The sequence below is a fragment of the Microbacterium sp. Bi98 genome (genome assembly GCF_918698045.1).
Taxonomy (GTDB): Bacteria; Actinomycetota; Actinomycetes; order Actinomycetales; family Microbacteriaceae; genus Microbacterium.
The window spans coordinates 26,425-44,322 of the sequence record NZ_CAKKLK010000005.1; the positions used below are offsets into that span (position 1 = coordinate 26,425).

At 69.4% G+C, this 17,898-nt stretch carries 18 protein-coding genes; 10 read left to right on the forward strand and 8 right to left on the reverse strand.

Features of this window, described 5'->3' with window-relative positions; translation table 11 throughout:
* Positions 1-48: 48 nt before the first annotated feature.
* From LQZ85_RS09635 to LQZ85_RS09650, 4 genes are all read left to right on the forward strand, one after another.
* Complete coding sequence (locus LQZ85_RS09635) at positions 49-261, forward strand: heavy-metal-associated domain-containing protein (RefSeq protein WP_056277661.1); 213 nt, start codon at positions 49-51, stop codon at positions 259-261.
* Positions 258-1,031, forward strand: coding sequence for a heavy-metal-associated domain-containing protein (locus LQZ85_RS09640; protein ID WP_230100837.1), 774 nt, complete (start codon positions 258-260; stop codon positions 1,029-1,031). Before LQZ85_RS09635 ends, LQZ85_RS09640 begins: the two co-directional genes overlap by 4 nt.
* 258 nt (positions 1,032-1,289) lie before the next feature.
* A complete protein-coding gene (locus LQZ85_RS09645; RefSeq protein WP_230100838.1) occupies positions 1,290-3,551 on the forward strand; it encodes a heavy metal translocating P-type ATPase in 2,262 nt (753 codons plus the stop codon).
* A gap of 66 nt (positions 3,552-3,617) precedes the next feature.
* The gene (locus tag LQZ85_RS09650) at positions 3,618-5,744 is read left to right on the forward strand and encodes a heavy metal translocating P-type ATPase (RefSeq protein WP_056276270.1); all 2,127 of its coding nucleotides are present in this window, start codon (positions 3,618-3,620) and stop codon (positions 5,742-5,744) included.
* Between the two features lie 138 nt (positions 5,745-5,882).
* Here LQZ85_RS09650 and LQZ85_RS09655 read toward each other — a convergent pair whose 3' ends face one another.
* Positions 5,883-6,929: an NAD(P)-dependent alcohol dehydrogenase gene (locus LQZ85_RS09655; protein WP_056276273.1), complete on the reverse strand. Its 1,047-nt coding sequence runs from the start codon at positions 6,927-6,929 to the stop codon at positions 5,883-5,885.
* 156 nt (positions 6,930-7,085) lie between these two features.
* On the opposite strand from LQZ85_RS09655, the gene LQZ85_RS09660 reads away from it, so the two are divergent.
* The gene (locus LQZ85_RS09660; RefSeq protein WP_053098499.1) at positions 7,086-7,481 is read left to right on the forward strand and encodes a helix-turn-helix domain-containing protein; all 396 of its coding nucleotides are present in this window, start codon (positions 7,086-7,088) and stop codon (positions 7,479-7,481) included.
* A 1-nt stretch (position 7,482) separates the two neighbouring features.
* On the forward strand, positions 7,483-8,460 hold the full coding sequence (locus LQZ85_RS09665; RefSeq protein WP_056276277.1) for an SRPBCC family protein: 978 nt from the start codon (positions 7,483-7,485) through the stop codon (positions 8,458-8,460).
* 78 nt (positions 8,461-8,538) lie between these two features.
* On the opposite strand, the gene LQZ85_RS09670 is transcribed toward LQZ85_RS09665, so the two are convergent.
* Both LQZ85_RS09670 and LQZ85_RS09675 read right to left on the reverse strand, forming a co-directional pair.
* Positions 8,539-8,961, reverse strand: a complete 423-nt coding sequence (locus tag LQZ85_RS09670; protein WP_053098501.1) for a DoxX family membrane protein — start codon at positions 8,959-8,961, stop codon at positions 8,539-8,541.
* Positions 8,962-8,999: 38 nt separating this feature from the next.
* Positions 9,000-9,737 (reverse strand): ribonuclease H, encoded by a 738-nt coding sequence (locus tag LQZ85_RS09675; protein WP_053098502.1) that lies wholly within the window; start codon positions 9,735-9,737, stop codon positions 9,000-9,002.
* An 85-nt stretch (positions 9,738-9,822) separates the two neighbouring features.
* Between LQZ85_RS09675 and LQZ85_RS09680 the strand changes: the two genes are divergently transcribed.
* Positions 9,823-10,878, forward strand: a complete 1,056-nt coding sequence (locus tag LQZ85_RS09680) for a mechanosensitive ion channel family protein (RefSeq protein WP_056276280.1) — start codon at positions 9,823-9,825, stop codon at positions 10,876-10,878.
* A 9-nt stretch (positions 10,879-10,887) separates the two neighbouring features.
* Here the strand turns inward: LQZ85_RS09680 and LQZ85_RS09685 are convergent, their stop codons facing one another.
* The 4 genes from LQZ85_RS09685 to LQZ85_RS09700 are packed head-to-tail and all read right to left on the reverse strand — an operon-like array spanning position 10,888 to position 12,909.
* A complete protein-coding gene (locus LQZ85_RS09685; protein ID WP_056276283.1) occupies positions 10,888-11,130 on the reverse strand; it encodes a hypothetical protein in 243 nt (80 codons plus the stop codon).
* Positions 11,131-11,190: 60 nt separating this feature from the next.
* The gene (locus LQZ85_RS09690) at positions 11,191-11,529 is read right to left on the reverse strand and encodes a hypothetical protein (RefSeq protein WP_056276285.1); all 339 of its coding nucleotides are present in this window, start codon (positions 11,527-11,529) and stop codon (positions 11,191-11,193) included.
* Between the two features lie 35 nt (positions 11,530-11,564).
* The gene (locus LQZ85_RS09695; RefSeq protein ID WP_056276288.1) at positions 11,565-11,870 is read right to left on the reverse strand and encodes a protealysin inhibitor emfourin; all 306 of its coding nucleotides are present in this window, start codon (positions 11,868-11,870) and stop codon (positions 11,565-11,567) included.
* A complete protein-coding gene (locus LQZ85_RS09700) occupies positions 11,845-12,909 on the reverse strand; it encodes a M4 family metallopeptidase (protein ID WP_230100839.1) in 1,065 nt (354 codons plus the stop codon). Before LQZ85_RS09700 ends, LQZ85_RS09695 begins: the two co-directional genes overlap by 26 nt.
* Before the next feature lie 238 nt (positions 12,910-13,147).
* Between LQZ85_RS09700 and LQZ85_RS09705 the strand changes: the two genes are divergently transcribed.
* The 3 genes from LQZ85_RS09705 (at position 13,148) to LQZ85_RS09715 (ending at position 17,338) form a co-directional block, all read left to right on the forward strand.
* Entirely contained in the window at positions 13,148-14,365 is a 1,218-nt protein-coding gene (locus LQZ85_RS09705; RefSeq protein ID WP_056276293.1) for a hypothetical protein, read from the forward strand.
* A gap of 68 nt (positions 14,366-14,433) precedes the next feature.
* Positions 14,434-15,639, forward strand: a complete 1,206-nt coding sequence (locus LQZ85_RS09710) for a hypothetical protein (protein WP_056276295.1) — start codon at positions 14,434-14,436, stop codon at positions 15,637-15,639.
* A 181-nt stretch (positions 15,640-15,820) separates the two neighbouring features.
* Positions 15,821-17,338, forward strand: coding sequence for an SDR family NAD(P)-dependent oxidoreductase (locus LQZ85_RS09715; RefSeq protein WP_053098510.1), 1,518 nt, complete (start codon positions 15,821-15,823; stop codon positions 17,336-17,338).
* Positions 17,339-17,502: 164 nt separating this feature from the next.
* Here LQZ85_RS09715 and LQZ85_RS09720 read toward each other — a convergent pair whose 3' ends face one another.
* Positions 17,503-17,841 (reverse strand): helix-turn-helix domain-containing protein, encoded by a 339-nt coding sequence (locus LQZ85_RS09720; protein ID WP_230100840.1) that lies wholly within the window; start codon positions 17,839-17,841, stop codon positions 17,503-17,505.
* Between the last annotated feature and the right edge of the window lie 57 nt (positions 17,842-17,898).

Consider the following 17,898-nt stretch of genomic DNA (forward strand, 5'->3'; position numbering starts at 1 on the left):
TGTGTCTAATACCCCCCTGGGGTACTAGAACGAAGACAAGGAGACATGATGACGAAGAACGAGTTCCAGGTGACGGGCATGACGTGCGGCCACTGCGAGATGTCGGTCCGCGAAGAGGTCTCCGAAGTTCCCGGCGTCGAAGACGTCCAGGTGAGCGCTCAGAACGGCACGCTCGTCGTCACCGGATCCGCCCCGATCGACGAGACGCGGATCCTCGCAGCCGTCGCCGAGGCGGGCTATTCGGCGGTGCGGACGTCATGAACTCCGGCGCACGGCTCGGCCTCTTCGGGGCCGGCCTGGTGGTGGCGTTCGGCGCGGCCTTCGGCCTCGCCGGCGTCATCGTCCCCGCGAGTGCCGTGAGTGACTGGACGAAGGGTGCGGAGATGGACGAACACGACACTCACGATGCGAGTGCCGCCGGTTCCGGCGAGGGCGAGAGTGCTCCGGCGGACGACCTGAAGGGGCTCTCCCTCGGGCTCGACGGCTACACGATGTCGCCGGTCGAGGCCCCGACATCGACGGGAGAACCCGGTGAGCTGGCGTTCCGGATCGACGACGCAGACGGCATCCCGGTGACGGCGTATGCCACCGCGCACGAGAAGCAGCTCCACCTGATCGTCGTGCGCTCCGACGGAAGCCAGTACCGCCACGTGCATCCGGTGCTCGATGAGTCGACCGGCACCTGGTCGCTGCCGTGGGAGTGGACGGATGCCGGCGCATACCGCGTCTTCGCGGACTTCACGCCGGCGGGCGCCGATGCGCCGTCGCTCACTCTCGCGCGCACCGTCGAGGTGGCGGGCGAGTTCGCACCCGTCGCGCCGCAGCCGACGCAGGTCGCCGAGGTCGCCGGCTATACGGTCTCGGTCGACGGGGCTCTCGAGGCCGGGGCGGTGAGCGACCTGACGTTCACCGTGACCCGCGACGGCCGGCCGGTCACCGCTCTGCAGCCGTATCTCGGGGCGTTCGGGCATCTCGTGGCACTCCGGGACGGAGACCTCGCCTACCTGCACGTGCACGCCGCGGGCGCTTAACCCGCACCGGGCGAGACGTCGGGGCCGGAGATCGCGTTCGCCGCCGAGGCTCCGACTGCCGGGCGCTACCTGCTGTACCTGGACTTCCAGGTCGACGGCGCCGTGCACACCGCCGCGTTCGTGCTCGATGCCGCTCCGGCTGACGGCGCGCCCGAATCCGACGGCGACTCGCACGACGACGCGCACTGACCGTCGCTCATCGCCCCCACCGCGGCTGCCCGCTGCGACCCACAACGACATCGCACAGAAGGAACGAACATGACCACGTCAGCACCCCCGACCACGGGGACAGGTCTCGAGCTGGAGATCGGCGGGATGACCTGCGCGTCCTGCGCGATGCGGATCGAGAAGAAGCTGAACAGGCTCGAGGGCGTCGTGGCGACCGTCAACTACGCGACCGAGAAGGCGAAGGTCACCGTTCCCGAGGGGTACGACCCGGCCGCGCTGATCGCCGAGGTCGAGAAGACCGGCTACTCGGCGTCGCTGCCTGCCCCGAAGGGGGTGGTGCGTGACGCCGGAGATCTCGACGCCGAGGACCCGGAGCTTCGCTCGCTGCGCACTCGCCTGATCGGTGCGGTCGTGCTGACCGTGCCGGTGATCGCCATGGCGATGATCCCCGCGCTGCAGTTCACGTACTGGCAGTGGGCGTCGCTCGCACTGGCCGCTCCCGTGATCCTCTGGGCGGCCTGGCCGTTCCACCGGGCGGCCTGGATGAACCTCCGCCACGGCACTGCGACGATGGACACGCTCATCTCCCTGGGCACATCGGCCGCCTTCCTCTGGTCGTTGTACGCGCTGTTCTTCGGCTCGGCCGGCACGCCGGGCATGACCCATCCCTTCGAGTTCGCGCTCGCTCCGTCCGATGGAGCGGCGAACATCTACCTCGAGGTGGGTGCCGGTGTCACGATGTTCATCCTCGCCGGGCGCTATTTCGAGAAGCGGTCGAAGAAGCAGGCCGGCGCGGCGCTGCGTGCGCTGCTCGAGCTCGGCGCGAAGGACGTCGCCGTGCTGCGCGGTGGGGTCGAGGCCAAGATCCCGGTCGAGGACCTGCAGGTGGGAGACGAATTCGTCGTGCGGCCCGGTGAGAAGATCGCGACCGACGGCATCGTGGTGTCGGGCACGTCGGCCGTCGACGCGTCGATGCTCACGGGCGAGGCCGTGCCGGTCGAGGTCGCCGAGGGCGACGCCGTCACGGGCGCCACGGCGAACGTCGGTGGGCGGCTCGTGGTTCGCGCCACCCGGATCGGTTCCGACACGCAATTGGCGCAGATGGCCCAGCTCGTCGAGGACGCCCAGACGGGGAAGGCGGAGGTGCAGCGCCTCGCCGACCGCATCTCGGGTGTCTTCGTGCCGATCGTGATCGTGATCGCCGTCGTCACGCTGGGTGGCTGGCTCGGCGCCGGGTTCCCCATGACGGCGGCGTTCACCGCGGCGGTCGCCGTGCTCGTGATCGCGTGCCCCTGCGCGCTCGGCCTCGCGACGCCCACCGCGCTGCTCGTCGGCACGGGCCGCGGAGCGCAGATGGGAGTGCTCATCAAGGGGCCGGAGGTCCTGGAGTCCACTCGCACGGTCGACACCGTGGTGCTCGACAAGACGGGAACCGTCACCACCGGCAGGATGACGCTCGTCGACGTGTTCGTCGAGCCGGGCACCGACCGTTCGGATCTCCTGCGGCTGGCCGGTGCGCTGGAGGATGCCTCCGAGCACCCGATCGCGCAGGCGATCGCCAAGGGCGCGACCCAGGAGATAGGCGCACTGCCCGCACCAGAGGACTTCGCGAACATCGAGGGCAAGGGCGTGCAGGGCGTCGTCGACGGCCACACCGTCATCGTCGGCCGGGATTCGCTCCTCGCCGAGTGGGCGCAGGCGCTGAGCCCCGAGCTCGCCGCCACGAAGGCCCGCGCCGAGGGCGAGGGCAAGACGGTCGTCGCGGTCGGATGGGACGGCCTGGCTCGCGGCATCCTGGTCGTCGCCGACACCGTGAAGCCGAGCAGTGCCGAGGCGATCGCCCGGTTCAGGGCGATCGGGCTGACGCCCATCCTGCTCACCGGAGACAACGAGGCCGTCGCCCGGCGGATCGCCGCGGAGGTCGGCATCGACGAGGTCATCGCCGAAGTCCTCCCGGCAGACAAGGTCGCGGTCATCACCCGCCTGCAGGGTGAGGGGAAGACGGTCGCGATGATCGGCGACGGCGTCAACGACGCACCCGCCCTCGCCCAGGCCGACCTCGGCCTGGCCATGGGCACCGGAGCGGATGTCGCGATCGAGGCGTCCGACATCACCCTGGTGCGCGGTGATCTGCGCAGCGCGGTCGACGCGATCCGGCTCTCGCGGGCGACGCTCTCGACCATCAAGACCAACCTGTTCTGGGCCTTCGCCTACAACGTGGCGGCCATCCCGGTCGCGGCGCTGGGAATGCTCAACCCGATGCTGGCCGGTGCGGCGATGGCGCTGTCGAGCGTCTTCGTCGTGGGCAACAGCCTGCGTCTGCGCGGGTTCCGCAGCATCGCGACGCGGTGACCCCTAGGCTCTCGGCGACCGCCGAGACACACTGAGAACGACACCCGGTACGGGAGGACGGGACCCATGACTGCACACGACGCGCACGGAACCCCCGGGGGAGGCCACCAGGTCTCGCACGACGATCACGCTCGGGACGCGGACGCGGCTCACAGCGAGCACGCGGACCACGGCGGGCACGGTGGACATGGTGGGCGCGGCGGGCATGGTGGGCACGGTGACCACGTCGGTCAGTTCCGTCGCCTGTTCTGGGTCAATCTCCTGCTCGCCGTGCCGGTGGTGGCGTTCTCGCCGATGTTCGCGATGATCTTCGGCTACGACGTCGCCGGAGGTGCCCGGTTCATCTCGCCCGTGCTCGGCACCGTCATGTATGTCTGGGGCGGATGGCCGTTCCTCACCGGGGCGATCAGCGAGCTGAAGGCCCGCAAGCCCGGGATGATGCTGCTGATCGCCCTCGCGATCACGGTCGCGTTCTTCGCCTCATGGGGCGCGACGCTCGGCATCCTCCATCACGAGCTCGAGTTCTGGTGGGAGCTCGCACTGCTCATCGTCATCATGCTGCTGGGCCACTGGATCGAGATGAGGTCCCTCGCGCAGACGACGTCGGCGCTCGACTCCCTCGCGGCGCTGTTGCCCGACGAGGCCGAACGGGTCGAGGGCGACGAGATCGTCACGGTCGCACCCGCCGATCTCGTCGTCGGCGACGTGGTCGTCATCCGTCCCGGGGCGAGCATTCCGGCCGATGGTCGCATCATCGACGGCACAGCCGCCATGGACGAGTCCATGGTGACAGGCGAGTCCCGCCCGGTCACCCGTGCGACCGGTGACACGGTGACCGCGGGCACGGTCGCGACCGACTCAGGTCTGCGGGTCGAGATCACCGCCACCGGGGATGACACCGCGCTCGCCGGCATCCAGCGGCTGGTGACCGATGCACAGAACTCCTCGTCGCGGGCGCAGCGCATCGCCGACCGCGCAGCCGCCCTGCTGTTCTGGTTCGCGCTGCTCTCGGCCGCTCTGACCGCGCTGGTGTGGACTCTCGTCGGGGATCCGGATGCCGCGGTCGTGCGCAGCATCACCGTGCTCGTCATCGCCTGCCCGCACGCGCTCGGCCTCGCGATCCCGCTGGTCGTGTCGATCGCGACCGAGCGCGCAGCCCGGGGCGGGGTGCTCGTCAAGGATCGCCTCGCGCTCGAGAGCATGCGCACCGTCGACGCCGTGCTGTTCGACAAGACGGGCACGCTGACGAAGGGCGCGCCGACCGTGACCGCCGTCGAGCCGACCGGTGAGATCGACGCCGATCGTCTGCTGGCGCTCGCCGCCTCGGCTGAGGCCGACAGTGAGCATCCGCTCGCTCGCGCGATCGTGCGCGCGGCGGAGGAGAGAGGGCTGACGCTCTCGAAGGCCTCCGGGTTCACGTCGTCGCCTGCCGTGGGCGTGACCGCCACGGTCGACGGCAGAGAGGTGCGCGTGGGCGGGCCGAAGCTCCTCGACGAGGTGGGCGGCCGAGAGATCTCCGCCGCAGACGGGTGGCGAGACGAGGGTGCCATCATCCTGCACGTGACCGTCGATGGACAGGTGGCCGGCGGTCTGAAGCTCGCCGACGAGGTGCGACCGGAGTCTCAGCAGGCGGTCGACGCGCTCCACCGCCTCGGCGTCGAGGTCGTCATGATCACCGGCGACGCCCAGGCCGTGGCCGATTCCGTCGCAGCCCGGCTCGGCATCGACCGGGTGTTCGCCGGGGTGCGTCCCGAAGACAAGTCAGCCAAGGTGAAGGAGCTGCAGGCAGAGGGCAAGAAGGTCGCGATGGTCGGCGACGGCGTCAACGACGCCCCCGCCCTCGCTCAGGCCGACGTCGGCATCGCGATCGGCGCCGGGACCGATGTCGCCATCGCCTCGGCCGGGGTGATCCTCGCGAGCTCCGACCCGCGGTCGGTGATCTCGGTCATCGAGCTCTCCCGCGCCGCATACCGCAAGATGCGGCAGAACCTGTGGTGGGCGGCCGGATACAACCTGCTGTCGGTGCCGCTCGCCGCCGGCATCCTGGCACCCGTGGGATTCGTCCTGCCGATGTCGGTCGGAGCGGTGCTGATGTCGCTCTCGACGATCGTCGTCGCGCTCAATGCGCAGCTGCTCCGGCGCATCGACCTGTCGCCCGAGGCCAGTGTGCGGGGTGTGCTCGAGCGGGCCTGACGCGGGATCGCCTCGGTGATCCCGCGAACACCGAGATCTCACCGGCGCTTCAGCGCGGTGACGGTGCTCGATCGGCGGTGCAGACAGCAGCGGCCGCCCCGCCTGTGAGACGGAGCGGCCGCTGTGCGAAAGCGCCGTCTACGGGACGATGACTGCGCGGCCGCGGATGCTGTTCGAGGCGAGATCCTCGTACGCCTTCGGGCCGTCGTCGAGCGAGTACGTCTCGGTCTGCACGTGGATCTTTCCCACGCGCGCGAGATCGAGCACCTCGATCAGTTCCGAGCGCGATCCCCAGTAGGGGATTCGCACGGCGGCGTCGTAGGCGATCGCGCCGAAGCCGAGCGACATGGTTCCGCCGCCGATGCCGACGATCGTCACGTCGGAATCGAGTGCGGCGACACTCTGCGCCAGGGCCATCGTCGGGTTCGCGCCCACGAAGTCGAACACGGCGTTGGCGCCCAGACCGCCGGTGATCTCGCGGATCTTGTCGGCGGCGGATGCATCGCTGATCAGGACGTGGTCTGCGCCCACTTCGGTGGCGAGCTCGAGCTTCGTGTCGTTCACGTCGAGGGCGATGACGGTGGCGCCAGAGATCGCCTTCAGGATCTGGATGCCGACATGGCCGAGCCCGCCGGTGCCGATGACGACGGCGAAGGTGCCGGCGCCGAGCTTGGGGAGTGAGCGCTTGATCGCGTGGTACGGGGTGAGGCCGGCGTCGGTCAGCGAGACGTTCTGCACGGGGTCGAGGTCGCCGAGCGGCACGAGGTGGCGGGCATCATCGACGATCATGTACTCGGCCATCGAACCCTGGCTGCCGAGGCCGGGAGGGCGGATGCCCTCAGCCGCGGCGTTGGTGCAGTAGTTCTCCATGCCCTGTGAGCAGTTGTGGCAGCGGCCACAGCCCCACGGACCGTAGACCGCCACGGCGTCGCCGACCTTCAGCGTCGAGTCGACGCCCTCTCCGATCTCGTGCACGATGCCTGCGCCCTCATGGCCGAGCGTCAGGGGCAGCGGATAGCTCTGCTCGAGGTAGTCCTTCTCAGGAAGGCCCATGACGTAGTCGTCGGAATGGCAGACGCCGCCCGCAGTGATCTTGAGCAGAACCTGACCGGGGCCGGGCTGAGGAATCGGGATGTCGACGACGACAGGGGGCTTGCCGATCTCGACGTAACGGAGAGCTTTCATGTGCTTCTTCTTCCTGGCGCCCGAGCGGTCTGCCGCGCGGTGCGGAGGCGTGGGCGCTCGAGGCCGTCTCTTCCAGTATCCGCTCGAGGCGTGAGCGGTGGCTGTTGCGGCAGAACCCTTGACATCCGCTCTCTCTCGGGTCTAACGTACAACCAAATGGTTGCACAAAGAGAACTGAGCGAAGCGGAGGTCGACCGTGTGTTCCACGCATTGGCGACGTCGACCCGACGCGACATCCTGCGTCGGACGATCGAGCGGGAGCAGTCCGTCTCGACCCTCGCCTCCGAATACGAGATGTCGTTCGCCGCGGTGCAGAAGCACGTGGCCGTGCTCGAAGCGGCGAATCTCATCGTCAAGCGCGCCGAGGGACGCGAGCGGCTCGTCCGCGCGAACCCCGAGATGATCGCCCGCGCCCGGGCGCTCCTCGCCCGATACGAAGAGCTGTGGCGTTCGCGCATCGCCCGGCTCGACGAGCTGCTGGCCGAGACGCCGGCATCCCGCACCGATACGACAGACACCACCGATGTTCCACGAACCGAAGAAGGAGACTGACATGCCCGTCACGGATGTCACCACCGATGCCGACAACCTCACCATGACCGTCGTCGCCGATTTCGCGGCGCCGATCGAGCGGGTCTGGGCCGCATACAGCGACCCGCGCCAGCTCGAGCGCTTCTGGGGCCCTCCCGGATGGCCGGCCACCTTCACCGCCTGGGACCACACGGTCGGCGGACGTGCGCAGTACTCGATGAGCGGGCCGCGCGGCGAGAAGTCGTCGGGGTCGTGGGAGTTCCTCTCGATCGATGCCCCGCACAGCTTCGAGGTGCTCGACTCGTTCGTCGACGATGAGGGCAACCCTCTCGACGGCTTCCCCGCGCAGCGGATGTCGTTCGCCTTCGAGTCCACCCCAGGCGGCACCCGCATGGTCACGACCAGTCACTTCGACTCGGTCGAGGCGATCGAGCAGGTCGTCGAGATGGGCCAGATCGAGGGTCTGAAGCTGGCGATGAGCCAGCTCGACGCCGTGCTGCAGGATCTGCGCGACTACGCGCAGGGCAAGGGCACGCAGGTCGAGCTGCTCGACGACACCCACGTGCGCATCACGCGTCTCGTCGAGGGACCGCGCGAACTGGTCTGGCGTGCGCACAACGACCCCGAGCTCATGAAGCAGTGGCTGCTCGGACCCGACGGGTGGGAGATGACCGAGTGCGTGGTTGCCACCGAGGTCGGTCAGACCTATCGCAACTCGTGGGCGCCCGTGGGCGACACCGAGGGGCAGCCGTTCGGATTCGAGGGCGAGGCGCTGCTGATCGACGCACCGCGGCGGTCGGTGCAGACCGAGCGGATGATCGGGATGCCGGTCGAGACGCTGAACGACCTGAACCTCTACGAAGAGGACGGGGCGACGCTCATCACGCTCTACATCGAGTACCCCGACAAGGAGACGCGCGACATGATCCTCGCCACCGGCATGGCCGACGGCATGGAGACCTCGTACGCCCGCCTCGAGCGGGAGCTGCTCGCGGTCTGAGCTCCACGACTCCGGAAGGCCGGTCGCATCCCGCGGGGAACGGCCGGTCTTCCGCCGTTCCGGTGCAGAGCTTCGGAGTTATGGAGCGGCGGGAGCGGAGCCGGCCGCGTCGCGGCGCGGGCGGCGCGTAGACCAGATGGCCAGGGCGATCAGCACGGGCTGGAAGAACAGGCGCACGAATCGCTTCATGTCGGTGTCGAGGCCGAAGCCGTCGCGGTGATGCGTCCACTGCGCGATGTTGCCGGGGAAGACCGCGACGAAGAACAGTGCGGTGATCACGCCGACCAGTCCGCGGTGCTTGCGCGCGACGAGCAGCGCGGTGCCGAGTCCGATCTCGACGACACCGGAGGCGAGCACGGTCACGTCCGGGTCGATGGGCACCCACTCCGGCACCTGCGCCTGGAACTCCTCGCGCGCGAACGTCAGATGCGAGACGCCCGCGAAGACGAGCGAGGAACCCAGGAAGACCCGGCCGATGGTGCGTGCGACATTCTTCGCCATGGTGCGAGTGTACGCGTGGCCCTCAGGGGTGAGGGCCGTCAGATCAGGCGGCGGAGCGCCTCTTCGAGCGTGACGCCCTGTGCCTCGGCGCGATCGCGCAGGCGGGCGTGCTCGTCGCTCGACAGCGCGAGTCGCACCTCGATCGGATCGTCGACGGGGGCATAGAGGCTGTCGAGCAGGTCGGATGGCTCGGCCCACAGGGGTTCGGCGAGAGACGTCGCGACGGCCGGGGATGCCGCAGCATCCTGCTCGCCGCGTGTCGCTGCGGCGGCGATCGGGGCGGATGCTGCGGCAGCGGCCCCGGCATCCGTCGCCATGGTGAACCCGGGCCCGCGGCGCGGCTCCTGCTGTGCCTGGTAGGCCTTCGCCGCGGCGTTCGCGCGCTCGTCGGCCGCCTCGTTCAGGGGGTGGCCGGCGTGGCCCTTGACCCACGAGAACTCGACGTCGCGCCCGCGGATCGCCTCGTCGATGCCCTCGAGCAGGTCGCGGTTGAGCACGGGCCCGCCGTCCGACTTGCGCCAGCCCTTGCGCTTCCATCCCGGCATCCACTTGGTCACCGAATCGATCACGTAGCGGCTGTCGCACTCGATCATCAGCTTCTCGGAGATGCCGGCCGTCGCCTGCAGCAGTTCGAGCACGGCCCGCAGCTCACCCTGGTTGTTCGTGCCGTGCGGGGAGCCGCCCGCGGCCCAGTTGGCGTCGTCGATGTACCAGGCCCAGCCGTTCGGGCCGGGGTTGCCCAGGGCGGAGCCGTCTGCGGCGGCGGTGATCGTCATTCCTCAACCGTAGCCGCGCGCGGCGACACTCCTTGCGCGGCTACGTGCGTTCGCCTCCGCCCGCCGCGGGACATAGTGTGGATCGATGCCTACCGACTTCTCCTGGGATTCCTGGGTCGGCACCGCCGCGTCGATCGCCATCCTCACGGTGATCTCTGCCGCCGCACTCGCGGTGCTGGCGCTCGCCGCCTCGCTGATCAGCCGTCGCGTGCCATGGGTGCGCGATCTCGCCAGACGCGTGCGCAACGCGATGATCGCGACGACCGCTGTGGTCGCGATCTGGATCGCGGGTGCGATCTCAGAGCCGGCGACACAGGAATGGTGGCCGGTGGTGTCCCGGCTGTTCCTGATCGCCACGATCCTCACCGGCTCGTGGTTGCTCGGCGCATCGATCTCATTCGGCTTCGAGCGATTGATGGCCAGAGAGGAGACGCTGCTCGTCGGTCCGGAAGCCCGCCGCCGTCGCACGCAGCTGCTCGTCATCCACCGGCTCGTTCTGGTCACGATCGCCGTGCTGTCTCTGGGGGCCGTGCTCTTCAGCTTCCCCGAGATGAGGGCCGTCGGCACCAGCCTGCTGGCCTCGGCCGGCATCGTCAGCATCATCGCCGGACTCGCTGCGCAGTCGATCCTCGGCAACCTCATCGCAGGGGTGCAGGTCGCTTTCACCGATGCGATCCGAGTCGGCGACGTGGTCGTCGTCGAAGGCGAATGGGGGCGGGTCGGCGAGATCAACCTGTCCTACGTGGTCGTCTACATCTGGGACGAGCGCCGCCTGGTCATTCCGTGCAGCTACTTCACGACGACACCGATCGAGACCTGGACGCGACGTTCCGACAAGATCCTCGGCACGGTCTACCTCGATCTCGACTGGCGAGTGCCGATGGATGAGCTGCGCCAGGAGTTCCAGCGCATCGTCGAGGCGTCACCCGCCTGGGACGGCCGTTCCTACGACTCCGCGGTGACGGAGGCACAGGGCGGTTACGTCACGGTGCGCCTGGTGATGTCGGCCAAGGACTCGGGCGATCAGTGGACACTGCGCTGCGAGGTACGGGAGAAGATGATCGGCTGGCTGCAGCGTGAGCATCCCGAGGCACTTCCCCGGACGCGAGTCGACCTGGGTGCCCCGCAGCTCGCGGACTGAGAAGGCGGGTCAGCCTTCGGGCTCGCGGTCTTCGGGCTCGCGATCTTCGATCGAGAACGCCGCGGGAGCGGGCGGGGCGACGGGGAAGGCGACGGAGCTGATCGATGCGCCGGCACCGAGACCGAGTCCGATGGCCAGCGGGTCGACCGCCGGCGCGGCGTCGAGCACCTCGGTCTCCGACCGCTCGAGCGGCTCGGAGGGCAGAGTCCACTGATTCTCTTCGTCATCGGCGCGCTGCTGGAAAAGTCCCATGGGTCCCATTCTCGACCCGCCTCGCGAAGGGGCGGTCGGATTCACACCGGATTGATCGGGTCAGGCCTCAGCCGGCTGGCGGCGGCGGAAAGTGAAGTACCCCTCGACAGCGCCGTGATTGACGACGCCGGTGCCGGTGCTGAGCATGCGCGCCGAGGTGGTCGCCCCGGACTCGACGAACGTGTACCCCGTGTGATCGAGCCGCCAGCCCACGCGTTCGACCTCGCTCAGGAAATAGCCGATGCTGTCATCGCTCATGAATCCGTTCTGCGCAGATCCCCAGGTCGAGGCCTCGCCGGTGAGTCGGCTGACCTCGACGTTGAGGTGCAGCAGCGCGTCACCGCGGTCGTAGGCGTCTCGGGCCAGCTGCAGCAGTCGGGCGGCCTCTTCGGTCGTCACGGGGTTGTGCCTCTCGTCGTCTGTGGATCGTTCGGTCAGGCCGCGGCCTCGCGCACCGCATCGACGAGTTCTCGCCACGGCCCGTCGAGTGCGGAGTCGGGGAGCTCGCGTTCGCGTTCCTCCGACGGTGTGCGCACGCGGATCAGCCACACGAAGCGGTCTGCGCCAGGATCGGCATCGCTGTCGGCATCCCACGGGCAGCTGTCGATCATCGCGATCCAGTGGTGCGTCTCGGTCGGGTCTGGTTCCACCCGCCACTTGCGACGGATGCCGGCGATGCCGCCCGTCCGCACCACCGCGATGACGACCGGCGCGTCACTCGACTCTGGGGACTCGCTCATCCTCATAGACTCCCACGGTCGCCCACGCACGTCGAGCGGCTGCGGCGGTCGCGTCGTCGATGGCGGATGCCGCGGCGAGGGTCGCGTCGGCGAACTCCGTGAAACTCGCGGTGCTCGACAGGCCGCCGGTGAGCGCGCGGTACCAGACCGTTCCGGCGGTCTCCCAGGCGTTGCCGCCGAGGTCGATCGCGAAGAGGGCGAAGGCCCGGTTGGGGATGCCCGAGTTGATGTGCACGCCGCCGTTGTCTTCTGTCGTGCGTACGAATCCGCTCATGTGATCGGGCTGCGGGTCTTTGCCGAGCTCGTCGTCGTCGTAGGCCGTGCCCGGGGCGATCATCGACCGCAGTGCACTGCCCTGCACGGCGTCCGTGAAGATCTCCGCCCCGATGAGCCAGGTGGCATCTGCGGCGGTCTGCCCGAGGAGGTACTGCTCGGTGAGCGCGCCGAAGACATCGGCGATCGACTCGTTCAGCGCGCCGGGCTGACCCTGGTACTCGAGGTTCGCGGTGTACTGCACCACACCGTGCGCGAGTTCGTGGCCGATCACCGTGGTCGATGAGGTGAAGCCGACGAACACCTCGCCGTCGCCGTCGCCGAACACCATGCGCTCGCCGTCCCAGAAGGCGTTGTCGTAGTCGATGCCGTAGTGCACGGTGGCGTCGAGAGGGGCGCCGGCGACGTTGAGCGAGTTGCGCCCGAAGGCGGAGAGCAGCATCTCGAACGTCGCCCCGAGTCCGTCGAACGCCTCGTTGACCGACGGGTCGGCCACCGGCTCGTCGTCTTCGGAGCGGACGATCGCCCCGGGGAGGTTCTGGGTGTTGCCGGCGTCGCTGATCGTGCGGTTCGGCGCGTCCGACAGCTCGGCGACCAGGTCTCCGTTCTCGTCGATCGACAGATCGATGCGCGCACGGAACGGCGGTCTGCCCGCCGTCAGCGTCTGCCGTGCGGCGGCGGCCGCACGGGGATAGCGGCCCGACTCGGCCAGGCGCGCGAGCAGGTAGGACGGGACGACTCCGGGGATCTCGGTGTGGCTGCTCATGTTCAGACCCTACGCCGGGGGTCCGACGTTCGGGCGAGGGCTGGCGGGGCCGTGCGGAGTCGCCGCACGTGCGCCTCGGTCGGCCGGATGCGCCTGCATCGGCCGGATTCCGGGCCTCTGGCCGAGGAAAGCATGTGCCGCCGAGCCGGCGCACACGAACGATGTCGGAACGACACGACGATGACCGGAAATGGGCCCGACTTGATACTGAGAATCGTTATCAATAAAGTGGGCTCCTGTGACCTCCTCTCCCCGCGTCGGCCGCACTCTCCTGTTCGTGTCATTGCTCGCGGCCACCCTGACGGTGACCTCGTGCGCAGCATCCGATGCCCCGGCTCCTGCATCGAGCGCGAGCATTCCGCCGAACGACGGGGTCGACGGCGGGGGAGCGGCCGAGGTCGCATCGCCGGCTCTCGCGCTCGTCGTCGCCGACGCGGACGGCGAGCTGACCCTGCTCGACCTCGAGACCGAAGAACGGTCGACCCTCGTAGAGGGGGGCGCGGATGCGGATGCCGTGCTCGGCGTCGGCCGCTTCGCCCACGTGACCCATGTCGAGGGAGACCGCACGGTCGTCGACGTGATCGACTCCGGCCGCTGGACGGTTCCCCACGGCGACCACTCGCACTCCTTCCTCGGAGAACCCGGGCTGCTCGCCACGGTCGAGGGAAGCGGCGAGGCAGACATCCGAGTCGGTGACAGTGCGACCGCCATCCGCTTCGGCAGCGACGTCGCCCTCATCGACCACGAGAAGCTCGCCGATCTCGACGACGCGCCTCACCTCACACTCCCCGTCGACCCGGCCGGACCCGTCATCCCGTTCTCCGGGCACCTCCTCGCCGCCACCGACGAGACGATCGAGATCCTCGACGCGGAAGGCACCGCGACCGGCATCACCGTGCCCTGCACGAACGCGACCGACGTCGACCTCACCCGTGTCGGCGCCGTCTTCGCGTGCGACGCCGGTGCCGTGCTCGTGACCCGCCAAGTCGGCGGTGCGCTCGTCGCCGAGTCCATCCCCTACCCCGCGGGCGCCGTCGCGGCACCGGTTCTCGCCGGACGCGCGGACCGACCGGATCTCGCAGGCGTCGACGGCGACAGAGGTGCCTGGCTGCTCGACTCCCGGGCCCGCGAATGGATGCTGCTCGCCACGGACACCCCGCTCCTGCGCGCCGCGGCCATCGGCGACGACGACAGCCGCACCGTCGTGATCGCGGCGGACGGCACCGTGCGGGTGCTGGCCGCCGACGGCTCGGAACTCGTGCGCACGAGCGCCCTGCTCGCCGCATCCGTCGCGGACCCTGCCCTGCGCGAACTCGTGCACCTCGTCATCGACGCCGATCACGCGTACGTCTCCGACCCGGCCACAGGCGCGGTGCACGAGATCGACCACGGCGACGGCACCCTCACCCGCACTTTCGACGGCCTCGATCCGCAGTACCTCCAGCTCGTCGGCTGACACCGGACTCATCGGCGGCATCCGTCGTCACGCGCACCCGCGCACCCCCCCAGAAGAAGGAGACACCCATGCATCGACCCGCCCGCAGCCGCCTCGCGGCCGGCGCGATCGCCACGCTCGCCGTGGTCGCGCTCGCCGGATGCGCGACCGCCGCGCCCTCGGCATCCGGAGAGCCCGAGTCGTCGTCGGACCACGAAGGCGACACCAGAGTCGCGATCGCCTATGACGGCGGCATCACCGTGCTCGACGGCGAGACCCTCGAGACCGTCGACTCCGCCGAGCTGGACGGCTTCCTGCGCGTCAACCCGGCCGGCGACCACGACGGACATCTCTTCGTCACCGCGGCCGACGGATTCCACGTGCTCGACACCGGCCTCGCCTCGGACACCGTGGAGTTCACCGGCGAGATCTTCGACGCCGTCACCCCGGGCCACGCCACCCCGCATGCCGGGCGCACCGCTCTGTTCGACGACGGCACCGGAGACGTGACGCTCTTCGACACGGATGCCGTCGGCACCGGCACCCTGCCGGACTCGCGGACGGTCGCATCGGAGGCCGCTCATCACGGAGTCGCGATCGAGCTGTCTGACGGCACGCTGCTGTCGACCATCGGCACGTCGGAGTCGCGCAGCGGCGCCCGCCTGCTCGCGGAGGACGGCGGCGAGCTCGCCCGCAACGAGCAGTGCCCCGGGGTGCACGGCGAAGGCGCGCTCAAGGGCGAGACCATCGTGTTCGGCTGCGAAGACGGCGTGCTGGTGTTCGCCGACGGAGCGTTCACCAAGCTCGAGGCGCCTGACGACTTCGGTCGCTCGGGCAACGCGTACGTGACCGAGACGAGTGCGATCGCCGCCCTGGACTACAAGTCCGACCCCGATCAGGAGGGCTACCTGCTGTCGCAGCTCGCGCTCGTCGACACCGACGCGCAGAGCCTGTCGGTGGTCGACCTCCCGGAGGGCGTCGAGTACACGTGGCGCGGAGTCGGCCGCGACGGGCACGACAACATCATCGTGCTCGCATCCGACGGCACCCTGAACGTGCTCGACGAGACCGGCGCGGTGGTCGACTCGTGGGATGTCATCGAGCCGTGGGAGAGCCCCGACGAATGGCAGCAGCCGCACCCGGGACTCCGCGTGGTCGGCGACGTCGCCTACGTGACCGAGCCGGCAGAGAACCGCATCGTCGCCGTCGATCTGCACACCGGCGAGGTCGCGGCCGAGGCGACGCTCGACGTCGTGCCCGGCGAGTTCGTCGTGGTCGGCGCCGCCGGCCACTGACCGGCGCGAGGTACCGCTCCACAACTCCGGAGATCCACGTGGCTCTCGTTCCCCGTTGTGCGCCGTTCCGGGGAGCGCGACCCCGGTGGTGCGCGCGTCTCCGGAGTTGTGGAGGTCGAGCCCCGGCGCCCCGCCCGCGCTCCCAGGAAGACACCCCGAGAAGTCGCGTAAAATCGGCACAATGACCGATGCACCCGACGCCGCCTCCGACCTGGGTGCCGGTATCGACCCCGAGGATCTCGCCACCACCCTGCGAGTCCTGTCGGAACTGCACCAGATCGACAACGAGCACCCCGACTTCGTGGCCGTGCGTCATGCGACGGCGGCGATGTTCAAGGCGGTCAAGCGCGTGCGTCGCAAGGAGATCCGCGACGCGATCGCCGACGCCGACAAGGCGGTCGTCGCCCGCACGGCGACCGGCGCTCCCGACCGCATCGACGACGAGACCCGCGGGCACGACCTCGCGACCAGCGTCGTCGACGCCCCGATCGCCGGCGAGCTGCTCAAGCCGCGCAACTGCTACATCTGCAAGCAGCCCTACACGGTGGTCGACGCGTTCTATCACCAGCTCTGCCCGGACTGCGCCCGCTTCAGTCACGGCAAGCGAAACGCCCGCACCGATCTGACCGGCAAGCGCGCGCTTCTCACCGGCGGCCGCGCGAAGATCGGCATGCACATCGCCCTGCGACTGCTGCGCGACGGCGCGCACACGACGATCACCACACGATTCCCCCGCGATGCGGTTCGTCGGTTCTCGGCGCTGCCCGACTCGGCCGACTGGCTGCACCGCCTGCGCGTGGTCGGCATCGACCTGCGCGACCCCGCTCAGGTCATCGGGCTCGCCGACTCGGTCGCGGCTCAGGGACCGCTCGACATCCTGATCAACAACGCCGCGCAGACCGTGCGCCGCTCACCGGGGTCATACTCTCTCCTGGCGGATGCCGAGCTGCAGCCGCTTCCCGACGGACCGCTGCCCGAGATGGAGACGTTCGGGCACACCGCCGATCCGCATCCGCAGGCGCTGCAGGCTTCGGTCGATGCGCATCCGCTGCTGTCCGTCGCGGCGCTCGGGGGCACGGTCGCCGAGCAGGGCGGCCAGGCGCTGACGGCCGAAGACCTCGCACGCCTCGCGATGGCCCCCGGTTCGTCGTCGCTCGAGAAGCACGCCGACGGCACCGCCATCGACGCCGGCGGACTCGTGCCCGACGTCAACCGCACGAACAGCTGGGTGCAGTCGATCGACCAGGTCGATCCGCTCGAGATGCTCGAGGTGCAGCTGGCCAACACGACGGCGCCGTTCCTGTTGATCAGTCGCCTGCGCGCCTCGATGGCGGCCTCGTCGGCGAACCGCAAGTACGTGGTCAACGTCTCGGCGATGGAGGGGCAGTTCTCGCGCCGGTACAAGGGTCCCGGTCACCCGCACACGAACATGGCCAAGGCGGCGCTGAACATGCTGACGCGCACGAGCGCCGGCGAGATGCTCGAGACCGACGGCATCCTCATGACCGCCGTCGACACCGGTTGGATCACCGACGAGCGTCCCCACTTCACCAAGGTGCGCCTGGCCGAGGAGGGCTTCCACGCCCCGCTCGACCTCGTCGACGGAGCGGCCCGCGTGTACGACCCGATCGTGCGCGGCGAGGCCGGCGAAGACATCCACGGCGTGTTCCTGAAGGACTACGAGCCCAGCCCCTGGTGAGTCGGCGGCCTCTGAGCTGCGGGCTGCCGTGACTGCACCGCCGGACCTGTGCCGTCTGCAGGGTGAGATCCCGTCTGCAGGAGGGGACGGGGAATCTGGTCCTGCGTCCGGGCTTCGGTCCTGCGAACGGTGTGCTGGTCGCCACCCTGGGCCGCGCGCGACGGTCAGTGCGCGCGGATCTCGAGGTTCTCGGACGCCCAGGTGCCGAGCTGATCGAGGATGGGCAGCAGCCCACGTCCGCTGTCGGTCAGTGAGTACGAGACCGTGACAGGCGGACCGGCGTCGACCGCGCGGGCCACGAGCCCGGCCTCGGCGAGCTCTGCCAGCCGGTCGGAGAGCACGGTGTCGCTGATGCCTGACACCCCGCGGCGCAGCGCGACGAACGTCGACGGACCGCCGCCGAGCGACGAGACGATCATGCCGTTCCAGCGCTTGCCGAGCACGCTGAAGGCCAGTGTGACGGCGGCGTCGCAGACGTGACGCTCTTCGTTGATCTCGGCCATGCGCCCATCATACCTGTGCTACGTTAACGCGAGTCGCTAAGAAAAACAGAGTGACTA